Source organism: Actinopolymorpha pittospori, assembly GCF_014873875.1.
GTDB lineage: Bacteria > Actinomycetota > Actinomycetes > Propionibacteriales > Actinopolymorphaceae > Actinopolymorpha > Actinopolymorpha pittospori.
The window spans coordinates 5,014,584-5,026,752 of record NZ_JADBEM010000001.1 but is presented as its reverse complement, the minus strand read 5'-3'; the positions used below and the strand labels follow the sequence as shown (position 1 = coordinate 5,026,752).

The window sequence follows — 12,169 nt, the reverse complement described above, 5'->3', positions numbered from 1 at the left end:
CGCCTCGCGCGGGTCAGCCATGTGCTTGCATGCGTCCGCCTCCGCCTCCAACAGGCCGGCCAGCACCCTTGTCCGAAGCCGGACAGGTCGCGAAGTGAACAAACTGAGGTATCGGTCCGTGCTAGACACACAGGCACTCCACTCTGAGCCCTCTGACTTAGGAGAACTGGAATGTCATGCAGAGCGAGTAGATCCGTCCGAGTCCTTGCTGTGGCCCTTACGGCGGTCGCCGCGACGGTGTTGTCGGCCCCTTCGTCCCTGGCTGGCACGGCGGAGCAGTTCACGGTGCCGTTTTCCGGTGACCAGGTGGTGCCCGGTCCTGGGGACCCCGACGGTGCAGGGGGTGTCTTCGTGGCCCTTGGCACGAAGACCGGGACCTTCTGTTTCTTCATCGACACTGCCAATATCTCCACGCCTCTGACCGCGGTGCACCTGCACCGCGGAGTGCGGGGACAGGTGGGTGAGGTGGTTGTGGATCTGTATGGTCCATCCACCGACCCTGACGTCAGTGGCTGCCTCGACCTGGGGCGTGAGCAGGCGAGGGACATCAGGCAGGACAGGGGGAACTACTACATCGACATGCACAGCGAGGAGTTCCCCGACGGCGCCCTCCGGGCCCAACTCGGCTAGACACTGCCAGCGGCTCGCCCGACCCAAGCTGTCCTGGCCGAGGCGGGCAGAGTTGCATGCTGGACGATCGGTCTGTCGACCGGCCGATAGCCGTCCCGCGTGGGGCACTCGGAGGGGCGGAGGGTTTGCCCGGTGGCCTGGCTTGGTCCGGGAGAGCGGTGGCCCGTAGCCTGTCCCGGCGTAGGCGGGTAGCTCGCTGCCCGCCCGTAACCGCCCGCCGTGGGCCGCCGCTCGTAGGGTCCCGGGCCAAGCGAGGTGGGTAAAGCCTCCGACCCGGCGCCAGCCACGCACCTGGTCCCGCGGAGCGGGACGTGATGAGGGTCGCCAGTCTTCTGGCGGCCCTCTTGTCGCGCCCAGCCGCGTCGGCCGACCGGGCGCCGAAGGCGCAGAGGGAAGGCCGGCGCTGTGAGGCGGGCGCGGCGGCCCGTTTGGGCCGCCCTTGAAGACGTACAGAAACTTGTCACGGCATCCTGAGGGATCACACCTGAGGGGCGCGGCGTGGCCTGTGAAGGTTTGCGGGGATCGTAGTCATTCACGATGGTGCTCCTTTCTACCTAGCCACGTACGTAGAGGGTGTGCGCCGGTGATCGAGAGGAGCCTGCGAATCACCCGGGGGTGGTGCTTCAGTTCCGGTGAGCTTGTCTGCGCCGTCGTTGATGGCGCCTTCGGCTGCCGTGGTGAGGTCTTGGCCTGTCTGGGTGAGGCTTTGGGCGGCATCGGCCGCGGTGCTTTCGGCCCGGTCGGCCAGCGGTTCGGTTGGCAGCTCAATGCCAGCGACCGCGCCAACCTGTTCTTTGGCCGTTTGGATGAGCTCGGCTGCCTTATCCCTGACGAACCCGAAAAGATTCACGTTTTAGCCTCAACTATTCACGGAAATTGATCTAATGGTGATCGATTCTTGTTTGGGCTCGCGTGGTTGTGAAAGCTGCTTGCGGGTAGGCTGGCGCGCCCGGCGGTTGGGGGCCGGTTGTTGTTGTTCAGTTGTGGTTTGCGGGTCTCCGTTTCTGCGGCTCGTGGATGGGACACGCGCAGCAGGTGCTAGCCGAAGGCCGTACGGATGCGCGTCCAGCCTTTCTCGATCGCGGGGCTGGGGGTCCAGGAGGAGTCCAGTTTCAGATACAGCTGTCGGGCGGTGGAGACGATTTTTCCGGCGACGTGCAGGACTTTGTAGCGGAAGGTTTCGTCTTCGATCGCGGGCGCCCACAGCTGCTCGGCCACCGCGTCGGCGATCCCCACATAGGTGGGGGTCGACTCGGTGGAGAAGCTGAACTCGCAGTGTTTCTGCCGGCAGTAGGCGGCGAAGTCGTAGGTCGCCCCGGCCGCATCGGCCCGGATCAGGATCTCCGGCGCACCGTCGACGCCAGGCCGGTAGGACTCCGGGAGCGCTTCAAGGGTCAGGTCCAGCAGTGTCTTGTGGTCGGCGATGGTGTTCGACCCGGCGTTTCCGGGCCGAAGGATCCCAGCCAGCGACTCCCCGCCGGAGATCTCGGGCCGGTCCAGATAGGAGTGCAGCGGATGGAACCCGAAGCTCTTCTTCCAGGTCGGTGCAGCGCCGGACTTCTCGCTGTGAGCGATGGTGATCGTGGCATCGAAGTCGATGTGCAGATACCCACCGGTGGCCTCCAGGTCCGGGGCCGCTCCCGCCTGCCAGGCCCGCTCACGCGCCTTCGCCCGCGCCTGGCGCACCAGCCCCAGATGCTGTTCATCGATCCTGTCGACCAGCCGCCACACGGTCGGCTGACTGGCCACCGCCCCGTGCAGTTGCGGGCGGTCCCGCAACACCGCGATCCCCGACGTCGCCCTCGCCCCATCGGCGATCGCACACGCCTGATCAGCGAACACCTGCCCCGGGGAGTGAAGCCACGGGCCCCGATACGTGTCAGCCAACGCCTGGGTGACGAACCTGGTCAGACCCACGAACTCAGCGAGCTCGCGCAGCATCGACACACCCGCATGCGAGGCCAACCCGTGCCCATCCGAGCTGACCCGAAGCCGCGGCCCAGCCACGCCACCCCTGCCGCCAGCCGAACCATCCTTGCCTCGGCGTGCCTTCTTCCCACCCGACGAACCCTTGCTACGCTTCACCTACGGAGTGCCTTTCTGCGAGAAAGATCGTTGTCCTCAAACACCGATTCTTCCTTACAGGCAAGGCACTCCGCCGCATTTAGACCCCGTGCCGCCGACCCACGTGAATAGCCGAGGCTAAAGGTTGTCCCGTAATCGGCGTGTCGGGTCGTGTGGCCGGCCATCGAGGTTGATCATGTCGTGGTGCAGGTGATCAGTGCCGCCTCGGAAGGCTGGATTCCACCGTTTACGGGGTTGTCGGTGCGGCAGTTCCGCAAGCTGGTGGGCATCGTGCGGGCTCGTGGCGCCGAGCAGACGGGTGCGGGTCGCCGGTGGGGGCTGCCGCTTGAGGACCGGGTGTTGCTGGTCGCGGTGTACTACCGCACGAACCTGACGTTGCGGCAGGTGGCGTTGCTGTTCGGGATCTCCAAGTCCGCGGCAGGGCGGGTCGTCGACCATCTCGCTCCGTATCTGGTGCTCTCGCCCCTGCGGCGCCGTCGCGGCCCGGAGCAGGTGCTGATCGTGGACGGCACCCTGGTTCCCACCCATGACCGCAGCATCGCGGCGTCGTCGAAGAACTACCGGTACTCCACCAACCTGCAGGTCGTCATCGACGCCGACACCCGCCTGGCGGTCACAGTGGGCAAGCCGGTGCCGGGCAACCGCAACGACTGTAAAGCGTTCGCCGAGTCCGGCACTGATGCCGCCTGCGCGCAGATGGCGGTGATGGGCGATGGTGGCTACCAAGGCACCAGGGTGATCACACCGTTCCGTAAACCAGCTGGCGGCGCGTTGCCGGCATGGAAGGAGCAGATCAACACCCGCCACCGCCGCATCCGCGCCCGAGCCGAACACGCTCTGGCCGGCATGAAGAACTACAACATCCTGCGCAACTGCCGACGCAAACGCCAAGGCGTCTACTACGCCACCTCAGGCATCGCCCTCATGCGCAACCTCACCCTCACCACCGACTGAACCACCAACCCAGACAGGCTCAACGCCCCCAAAGATCAATTACGGGACAACCTTTAGATGCTCCATTTCCTAGTGGGGTTGCGATATGTGGCATGCCCTGACGTTCGTCACGGCAACGGGGCGGGCTGGCGTTCGGGCTCTGCCGCGGGTGTGAGGTGCCGGCGGAACGGTGCGGCGAGGGTGGGCAGGATGTGTCGACGGTTGTGGACCAGGGCGCCGATCGCGATCGCGATGTAGATGACGCAGAGCTCCTCATCGCGTTCATCGTCTACCAGCTCTACCGCATGGTGTTGGCTCCCACGGTCGGACTCGCCGCACTGACCATCTTCGACGCGGCCATCGCATGGTTGACCTGGCGCGAATACCGCAGAGGACCCGTGGCGAATCAAAAGCGCACGGGATCAATCGGGAGCGCGTGAAGATATCCAGGTTGTGATCACGGCCAGCCACGCACCGAGGAGCGGAGGCCGTGAACCGGATTGTCGGCCCGAGGGGCGTATTCGATCGGATCCGGTCGAGTACGACGGGGATGACGGCAGCGGCGAGGAGTGAAGACGGGTATTGGGCCGGGGCGTCACTCACGGTGCCTGGCTGCGTAGGGGCGGACAGGGCGGTCAGTCTTGGTCCTGGTCAAGGCGGTAGCGGCATGTGCGGCGGGTCGCCAGGACAAGCGGGAGTAACGCGGTCAGGAGGGCGAGCGCGGTATATCCCCAGCTGAGGGTGGCGGCGGAGGCAACGGAGGCGACCAGAAGCGGGCCTCCGGCATCACCGAGTTCGCGGACGAGTTCGGCCGCGCCCATGGTCTGACCCATCCGCTCTTTGGGGGTTGTGGCGGCAAGTGCGGCGAAGCCGAGCGGGGTGATCAGGCCGGTGCCCGCGCCAATCAGGACTGCGGCCATCAGGAGTCCTGTCACGCCGGGTAGCAGGGCGGCAGCCAGCCCGCATGCGGCCAGGCCGAGTCCGATGGCCAGACCAGTGGGAGTGGTCAGCCGCCCCTTGTCCAGCTCGCGCCCCGCCCACGGCTGGACGAGAGCCGCGCACGCCGCCAGGACGGAGACGGCGGCGCCGGTGGCCACCGGCGGCAGACCGTCGGCCAGGCCGGACAGGGGCAGGAATCCCACACCAACGGACAGGGCGGCGGTGGCAGCGGCCAACGCAGCGACTGGACGCAGGAAGCTCCCGTCGGCCAGGCGACGGGCAAGACCCATGAGGGTCTGGCGGTCCTTCGGCAGGGGCGGCACGGCGGGCACCGCGAGCCCGGCCCACACCGCGACGACGGCAGCCAGCAGCATCAAGACGGCGAACAGCAGCGTCAGCCCGCCCACCCAGACCAGGGCACCGCCGAGCAGGGGGCCTGCGGTGTAACCGATGCTCTTGTAGAAGCCGTAGGAGCCGAACGCGCGGCCGTGTTTGGCCTGCGGATTCAAACGGGCCACCAGCGCGGAGGCGGCCGGGGAGAACGCGGAGGCGGCAGCCCCTGCCCCAACCGCGCGGCCCATAGCCAACCAGTGTCCTGCACGGCGACGAACACGGCGGAGGCCGCGGCGAAGGCGACCAGCCCGCCCACCAGGACCGGGCGGGCGCCAACGCGGTCCGCGAGGGCGCCGAACACCGGCTTCAGGACTACCTCGGCGCCGTCGTACAGCGCCAGCAGCACGCCCAGATAGAGAATCGACCGGACCAGATCCGCATCGCCGGCACCGAGGTTGGCCGCGATGCCGTGCGCGCCGAAGGCGGTGGTGAACCCGGCCGCGTATAGCGGCCACATCCGACGCCCGACCCCCGCGATAGCCTGGCGTTCTTGGCGGCCGTCTGCCCGCTCACAACGCCCGGCCCTCGCTACGGGCGAAGGCGTGCATGTGGGCGAAGACCCGGTCGCTGTAGTCCTCGAACCTCCGTACACACTCGGCGAGCTCCCGCTCGGCCTCTCCACTACTCGGGGCGCCGAACACGTCCCGGGCCTTCAGATCACGGTGCCAGCGGCGCAGCCGCTCCAGCGACTGCTCCTCCTCTTCCAGCTCCGCCAGAGTGAACTTCGCCTTGCCGATCTCCTTGTCCAGTTCCCCCGTGTACTTGCCGCAGTCGGCGGTGAACTCCGCCCAATCCTCCTCACGGGCCGCGGTGTACATCGCCTCGAACCGGGCCGCATCCTGCGGACCCCGACCAGCGGCACGCAGCACCACACTCTCCCCCTGGGCACGCTCGACCAGCTCCAGAGCCCGCTGCACCCCGTCGGCAAAGACAGGCACGTCCGGCACCGCCCACACACCCTGCCCCAGCGATAGCGCACCAACCTTGCGCAGCTCCCGCCACACCGCCACCCGATGCCGCGACGGCTGCGCAGGCAGCCGCACGATCAGCACCACCCATCGGATCGCCGACCCCTCACCCACCTCCACAAAGTAACACGCGTTACATGCGCTTGAGGAGCAGTCGTCACTTCGACGTTGGGCCCGGACATGCACGACGAGCGCCCGCGAAGAGCGCTGCCGACCAGACAGCGAAGAGGTAACGCCCCGGATTGCGCTGACAAGGATGCCGCCACCTGCGCCGAGCAAGCTGAAGTCACCATTACGGATGTGGAGGCACTGGCCTGACGGCTAGTACTAGCGATCCGTTTAGTGATCACCACTGACCCGGACCCCGGTCAGCACCGAAGGACCAGGCCAACATCAGACCGAGCGGCCACCGGTAGAGCGATGCTTCGGCTCGCTTGAGGACGCTCGCCACCGAGATACCTCGGCCGATCTCGGCCGAGGCCACCACGCGCCGGTTTACGCCGCGCGGACCCGACGACGGTCGCCGAGTGGGGATCTGCTTGGAGCTCGGGTAGCACGCGGGAAACAACGCCGCCCGGTCGGTCAGCCCACGCCATCAGGGGCGTGACTTTCGATGATCCGGCAGACCATTGCGTCTTCACCGCGACGTTGGCTAGTGTCATGTAATTGAATTCACTTTACTTTCAATGGTGCTTGTGAAACAATTTTGGTATGCAGCAGCTTACGGAGGAGCGGCGTAGCGAGTTGGAGTCGGTTGTGTCTGTCGGGTACGACGGCTCGGTGTCGATGCGGGCACAGATGGTGCTGGCGTGGTTCGACGGTGAGAGTGCCGCGGATATTGCGAGGCGCTTCGGAGCGTCGAAGCCGACGGTGTATAAGTGGGTGGACCGGTTCGAAGAGGCCGGCGTAGCGGGGTTAGAGGACCGTACGTCGACTGGCAGGCCTCGTTCTGTGTCTGATTCGGTGCGGTCGCGGATTGTGGCGTTAACGAAGCTCGGCCCGCCGAAAGAAACGGGGCTGACGCACTGGTCGAGCTATGAGATGGCCAAGTATCTGAGACGCCGTGAAGGTATCAGCGTCTCGCACAACTTCGTCGCCGAATTGTGGCGTGAGCACGGCTTGAAGCCACATCGGCAGGGCACGTTCAAGACCTCCACCGACCCGGAGTTCGCGACGAAAGTGGTCGACGTCGTAGGCCTTTACCTCGATCCGCCCGAGGGTGCGATGGTGCTCAGCTTCGACGAGAAGACGCAGGTCCAGGCTCTGGACCGACCCAGCCGCTACTGCCGATCAGCTTCGACAAGACCGAGAAGCGCACCCACGACTACGTCCGCCACGGCACCACGAACCTGTTCGCCGCCCTTGAGGTGCTCACCGGAAAAATCACCGGACAAACCTTCCACCGAAAGCGGACCAAAGAGTTCCTACGCTTTATGGAACGACTGGTCAAACGGTACCCGGCAGAGCAAGAAATCCACGTAGTCCTCGACAACCTCAAAACTCACAACAACGGCGACATCAACGAATGGCTGGCCAAACACCCCAACGTGAAGTTCCACTTCACGCCGAAAGGTAGCTCCTGGATCAACCAGATCGAAACATGGTTCGGCATCATCACCCGGCAATCCATCCGCCGCGGCTCCTTCAAATCCCTCGCCGAGCTCATCCGCCATATCGAGAACTACATCGACCACTGGAACGAAGACGCCGAGCCGTTCGAGTGGACAGCGACAGCCGATCAGATCCTTGAGAAAGTAGCCATGCTCGACCGCGACTACGTGAAGCTGGTCGCCAACAACTACAACCCCAAGTAAAGCACTTTTAATTACGACACGGTAGCCCGGGCGGTGTGGCGGGCGACGGCCAGGGAGCGGCGGAGTTGACGCAGCTCGGTGAGGGTGCGGTCGATCTCGGCGATGTGCGTGTCGAGGATTTCGGTGACGCGGCCGCACCGGTGGCGCCGTCGCGCTGCAGATCGATGATGTCTTTGATCTCGGGCAGTCCAGCCAGCGACGGGCACCGGCGTCCCAGCGCTTGGCGCCGCGGACGCGATCAGTGAATTCGGCGGCGATTTGGCGGTGCCGCACGTCCCGGCCGGACGGCGTTGTCCCCGTCAGCAGAGCAGTCGTGAGCAACCGTCTCGTATGCCGTCGAGGTCCGCCAGCAGCAGGCGAAGTGACCTCACTTCACACCCCACGGTCGCTGGAACGCCTGCGTGCTACTCCTTACGCACGTGCCTTTGGGCCTCGTCTTCGGTGAGTTCTGGTGCCCTGCTGGTCGATTGCGAGCGCAGCACGACCGCCTCCTTCTCCAGGGAGAGGCCGTCTGCCGAATACTCGGGGAACATCCGGACCCACGAGGCTGCGTTCTCCCGCTCGTCGGTGCGGTAGGTGTGTGTCATCGAGCACGACGACGTGCTCGGGTCGAAGGTGCTTGGCCAGGAGCGGGAGCGCGGGAAGGCGGGCCAGCCTTCCGCTGGAAGTCGGCGGCCCGTCGACGAAGAGGATTTCGATGTCGGTGAGGTCCTCCCAGGCCGACCGTGTGTACCAGCGGAACGAGTCGCCGTCGACGTCCACCGGCTCGAGCGGCGCGAGCCTGACCTCTGCCAGATCCCCCAGGCCACACGTTTCGATCAGGGCGCGCGTCTCATCGTGACAACGTTGATGGTGTTCGAGCGCGACGATTCGCCCCTCGATCCCGAACTTGCGGAGCGCGAGTGCGAGCGACGCTGTCGACTTCCCCTCCCGCACGTGCCGATCAGGTGGGGCCTGCGAACCCGCACCAGATCCACAAGGAGCAAGGAGGTCGGTGAGGGTGGGGATCCCCGAGTCTGGGGAATTGGTTGGTCGATTTCGATCGCCGCATACCGATCCTGCAACGCTTCGAGCTGGTGATAGGTGGTCAGGAGATCACTGCCGAGCTCGTCTCGACTGATGCTGTGCTGCTTGAGGGTGTCAAGCTCCGTATGCAGCGCGGAGAACTCTACGTTGTGCCGATGCGATTGCGATTCACACCAGCGAGCAAAGGTCAGCGACGCGTGTAGACGGCCTCCGCGAACTGCACGACGCCGTTGGCCCACAAGGTGATGGCGCCTGCGGCCGCCCAGGTCAGCAAGCCCGCGCCGACGGCCAGCACCACGGCGAGGCGATTGTGGACGGGCTGCGGCGCGAGCAACAGACGCGCGCGTTCGCCCACGCGATGATCGGCCGCAGACAGGGTGTGCGGCGCGGGCGGACTGCCGTCCCGCGCCAGTGCTGCGCGAGCGAGCGCGCGTGCCGTCAGCGCCCGGTCGCCAACCTCGGCGGCGGCATCCTCGTCGGCCCACCGCTCGATCAGGCGGCTGATCGAGCGGGCGGGCGAACGCAGCAACGGGTTCGCGGCCGCGGCCAGATGCGCTCCGTGCAGGTAGAGATGGTGGCGATGACGCAGGTGGGAGTGCTCGTGGGCGAGCAGGGCGCGCCGCTCGTCCGCGGACAGGGCCTTGAGCATCGCGGTCGAGACCACGATCCGGCCGGTGAACGCGGCCACAGCGTAGGCACTCGGCGTGGCGTCCTCGATCACGACAAGGTCACCGGCGACCGGTCGAAGCAGCCGCGCCGCCCGAGCCGCGATGGCGAGAGCCCGTGCCGAACGCACGGCCTGGATCACCGCAGCGGTCAGGCAGCCGGCCACGATCGCCGTCGCAGCGACACCGAACCCCAGCGGCACGCCGCTACGGGACTGTAGGGCACTGGCCGACCACTGCCCGATCTGTGGCAGCGGACCCAGCCGGACACAGACCAGCACCGCGACCGCGGACAGAATCAGGCCGGTGCACAGTGCGACCGTGAGCGACAGCGCGGTCAGCAGAGGAACGGCGACGTTCGGCCGCAGACGGCGCGCCAACTGGTCGTGGAAGGCCGCCAACAGCAGCCCGACCAGCAGCGGTGCGGCGGCGAACGTGATCATGTCTCGCGGCGCTGCCCTTCACCCGCCTGCGGGCCGAGCAGGTCGGCGAGGAGCCGCGCGTCTTCCGGGGTGAGTTCGGAGACGAAGCGGCTCAGCACACCGGCCCGGTCGGAGTCTTCGTCAAGCAGCTTGAGCATCTGGTGCGCCTTCATGTTCGAGCGCGCCTGCTCCGCGCCGCCGGCCAGGGAGTACTCGTAGGCGCGCCCAGCCGGCGTGCGCTCGAGCGCGCCCTTGCCGTGCAGGCGCGACAACGTGGTCATGACTGTCGTGTACGCGAGATCACCACCGATCTCCATCTGCACCTGCGCCGCCGTCAGCGGACGACCTGCGGAGGCCAGGCAAGCCAGAACCTCACGCTCGAGCGACCCACGCGGCCGTCCCTCCCGTCGGGGCATCGCTCTCCTCTCCACCACGACCATCTACTATCAATACTGTAGTAGTCAACCTTCGTCCTCCGATCGTCCCACGACCGGCCCCCGGCCCGCGAAGGAGCAGCGATGCCGGTCCACCTCCTGGCTCTGAATCCGCTCGACCCGCACAGCCTGCTCGCCAGCTTCGGGCCGATCGGTGTCTTCGTCGTCCTGGTCGCGGAGACGGGGCTGCTGATCGGGATCTTCCTGCCGGGCGACTCACTGCTCGTCACGGCCGGGCTGCTGTGCGCCACGAAGGCCCAGGGATCACTACACCTGTCCCTGCCCGCGGTTCTGCTCGCCGCCGTCGCGGGCGCCTTGGTCGGCGCCCAGATCGGCTACCTCATCGGGCGTCGCGCCGGACCCGCGCTGGTGGACGAGCGTCGCGGCCCGCGAGTTCGTACGGCCGTAGCGGGGGGACGCGCCGCACTCGAACGCTACGGACCGGAGAAGGCAGTCGTCCTTGCCCGCTTCATCCCCTTGGTGCGGACGGTCATGAACCCGTTGATGGGAGTGATCGCCGTGCCGGCCCGCACCTTCGTGGTGTGGCAGGTGGTCGGCGGCGTCGTCTGGTCCGCCGGCGTGACCCTCGCCGGGTACGCGCTCGGCTCGCACGTCCCCCACATCGACACCTACCTGCTGCCGATCATCGCGCTTGTCGTCGTGATCTCGCTGATACCCCTTGCGCTCGAGGCATATCGAGCCCGTACGAACAGGAGCCGGGCATGAGTGGCCACCTGGGCTGGCTGGAGGCCGGCGTCGTCGGTGCGATGCAGGGCATCGCCGAACTGTTTCCGATCTCCAGCCTCGGGCACAGCATTCTGATTCCGGCCTGGGTGGGTGGCGCGTGGACCCGCGACCTCGACGTGAGTGCGCCGGAATCGCCGTACCTCGCGTTCGTCGTCGGACTGCACGTCGCCACCGCGCTCGCCCTGATCATCTACTTCTGGCGGGACTGGCTGCGCGTCATCCACGGACTGGCGACCAGCATCCTCCGGCGTGAGGTCGCGACGTCCGACCAGCGATTGGCATGGCTCCTCGTCCTCGCCACCATCCCCGTCGGACTGGTTGGCCTCGTCGGTGAACACTGGTTTCGCACCACGCTGGGCAGACCGACCCCGGCAGCCGCGTTCCTGATCCTCAACGGCCTGTTCCTGATCGGCGCGGAAGGCAGGCGTCGTCGCTTCGGCAGCGCCGACTCGACCTACGTCGACGAGCGGGTCAGCGGGCCGCTCTCCGACGCACGCCTTGCCACCCTGCCTGTCGGGCAGGCAGTTCTTGTCGGCGCGACCCAGTGCTTGGCGCTCGCGCCAGGGATCTCCCGATCCGGGATCACGATGGTCAGCGGAATGCTGCGCGGGCTGTCCCGCGAGGACGCCGCCCGGTTCTCCTTCCTGTTGGCCACACCGGTGATCCTGGCAGCGGGAGTGTTGAAGCTTCCCGACCTGGCCGGACCGCTGGGCGACGGCATCCGCGGCCAGGTGCTGTTCGGGTCGTTGCTCTCGGGCATCGGCGCCTACCTGTCGGTCCGATACCTCACCCGGTACCTCGCCAACCGGTCGCTGCGCCCGTTCGGTGTCTACTGCCTGGTCACGGGTGCCCTCAGCCTGGCGCTTTTCCTCAGCCGCTGACCGGCGTTCACCGCAGCCGGACAGCTACGCGATGACCCGTTCGGAGGCCGCCCTTGGCGGCCACCGAGCACTTCGCAACGATGGCGCAGTAGGACGCGGGCGCAGGCGGCTACCCGCCACGCCGGCAGGTCAGAGCGCCCTCATCTTGGGCAAGACTCCCCCGAGGGGTCCGACTCCAGAAGGGTCGCCTACGCCAGGCGCCGCCGCACATGCCGGCGTAGGCGACCCGCAC

The 12,169-nt window shown here is 66.8% G+C and carries 12 protein-coding genes and 3 pseudogenes; 8 read left to right on the top strand and 7 right to left on the bottom strand.

From position 1 onward, the window contains the following. The first annotated feature begins 210 nt into the window (after nucleotides 1–210). Complete coding sequence (locus HEB94_RS23655) at nucleotides 211–630, top strand: CHRD domain-containing protein (protein WP_192750479.1); 420 nt, start codon at nucleotides 211–213, stop codon at nucleotides 628–630. 583 nt (nucleotides 631–1,213) lie between these two features. Further along, a complete protein-coding gene (locus tag HEB94_RS23650) occupies nucleotides 1,214–1,510 on the top strand; it encodes a hypothetical protein (RefSeq protein ID WP_192751929.1) in 297 nt (98 codons plus the stop codon). Between the two features lie 158 nt (nucleotides 1,511–1,668). On the opposite strand, the gene HEB94_RS23645 is transcribed toward HEB94_RS23650, so the two are convergent. Then, entirely contained in the window at nucleotides 1,669–2,637 is a 969-nt protein-coding gene (locus HEB94_RS23645; protein WP_192756639.1) for a transposase, read from the bottom strand. Between the two features lie 258 nt (nucleotides 2,638–2,895). Between HEB94_RS23645 and HEB94_RS23640 the strand changes: the two genes are divergently transcribed. Continuing rightward, complete coding sequence (locus tag HEB94_RS23640; protein ID WP_192751928.1) at nucleotides 2,896–3,669, top strand: transposase; 774 nt, start codon at nucleotides 2,896–2,898, stop codon at nucleotides 3,667–3,669. Between the two features lie 191 nt (nucleotides 3,670–3,860). Continuing rightward, complete coding sequence (locus HEB94_RS23635; protein ID WP_192751927.1) at nucleotides 3,861–4,088, top strand: hypothetical protein; 228 nt, start codon at nucleotides 3,861–3,863, stop codon at nucleotides 4,086–4,088. A gap of 195 nt (nucleotides 4,089–4,283) precedes the next feature. On the opposite strand, the pseudogene HEB94_RS23630 reads toward HEB94_RS23635, so the two are convergent. Beyond that, nucleotides 4,284–5,437, bottom strand: a pseudogene (locus HEB94_RS23630) (MFS transporter). Nucleotides 5,438–5,489: 52 nt separating this feature from the next. Then, the gene (locus HEB94_RS23625) at nucleotides 5,490–6,062 is read right to left on the bottom strand and encodes a Chromate resistance protein ChrB (RefSeq protein WP_192751926.1); all 573 of its coding nucleotides are present in this window, start codon (nucleotides 6,060–6,062) and stop codon (nucleotides 5,490–5,492) included. 597 nt (nucleotides 6,063–6,659) lie between these two features. Between HEB94_RS23625 and HEB94_RS54700 the strand changes: the two are divergent. Beyond that, nucleotides 6,660–7,256, top strand: a pseudogene (locus tag HEB94_RS54700) (IS630 family transposase); the annotation flags it as partial. After that, nucleotides 7,232–7,762 (top strand): IS630 family transposase, encoded by a 531-nt coding sequence (locus HEB94_RS54695; protein WP_420481601.1) that lies wholly within the window; start codon nucleotides 7,232–7,234, stop codon nucleotides 7,760–7,762. The pseudogene HEB94_RS54700 and the gene HEB94_RS54695, both read left to right, overlap by 25 nt. Nucleotides 7,763–8,166: 404 nt before the next feature. On the opposite strand, the gene HEB94_RS50930 is transcribed toward HEB94_RS54695, so the two are convergent. The 4 genes and pseudogenes from HEB94_RS50930 to HEB94_RS23605 all read right to left on the bottom strand — a co-directional run bounded on the left by HEB94_RS50930 (nucleotide 8,167) and on the right by HEB94_RS23605 (nucleotide 10,291). Continuing rightward, nucleotides 8,167–8,349 carry a hypothetical protein gene (locus tag HEB94_RS50930; protein WP_238361606.1) on the bottom strand — a complete coding sequence of 61 codons (183 nt, stop codon included), beginning with the start codon at nucleotides 8,347–8,349 and terminating at the stop codon, nucleotides 8,167–8,169. A 52-nt stretch (nucleotides 8,350–8,401) separates the two neighbouring features. Then, nucleotides 8,402–8,698: pseudogene (locus HEB94_RS54690) on the bottom strand (class I SAM-dependent methyltransferase); the annotation flags it as partial. A 277-nt stretch (nucleotides 8,699–8,975) separates the two neighbouring features. Continuing rightward, complete coding sequence (locus HEB94_RS23610) at nucleotides 8,976–9,896, bottom strand: M48 family metalloprotease (protein ID WP_192751924.1); 921 nt, start codon at nucleotides 9,894–9,896, stop codon at nucleotides 8,976–8,978. Beyond that, the gene (locus HEB94_RS23605; RefSeq protein ID WP_192751923.1) at nucleotides 9,893–10,291 is read right to left on the bottom strand and encodes a BlaI/MecI/CopY family transcriptional regulator; all 399 of its coding nucleotides are present in this window, start codon (nucleotides 10,289–10,291) and stop codon (nucleotides 9,893–9,895) included. The genes HEB94_RS23610 and HEB94_RS23605 overlap by 4 nt, the downstream gene beginning before the upstream one ends. A 102-nt stretch (nucleotides 10,292–10,393) precedes the next feature. Between HEB94_RS23605 and HEB94_RS23600 the strand changes: the two genes are divergently transcribed. Both HEB94_RS23600 and HEB94_RS23595 read left to right on the top strand, forming a co-directional pair. Further along, nucleotides 10,394–11,035 carry a DedA family protein gene (locus HEB94_RS23600; RefSeq protein ID WP_192751922.1) on the top strand — a complete coding sequence of 214 codons (642 nt, stop codon included), beginning with the start codon at nucleotides 10,394–10,396 and terminating at the stop codon, nucleotides 11,033–11,035. Continuing rightward, nucleotides 11,032–11,937, top strand: a complete 906-nt coding sequence (locus HEB94_RS23595; protein WP_192751921.1) for an undecaprenyl-diphosphate phosphatase — start codon at nucleotides 11,032–11,034, stop codon at nucleotides 11,935–11,937. The genes HEB94_RS23600 and HEB94_RS23595 overlap by 4 nt, the downstream gene beginning before the upstream one ends. Nucleotides 11,938–12,169 lie beyond the last annotated feature (232 nt).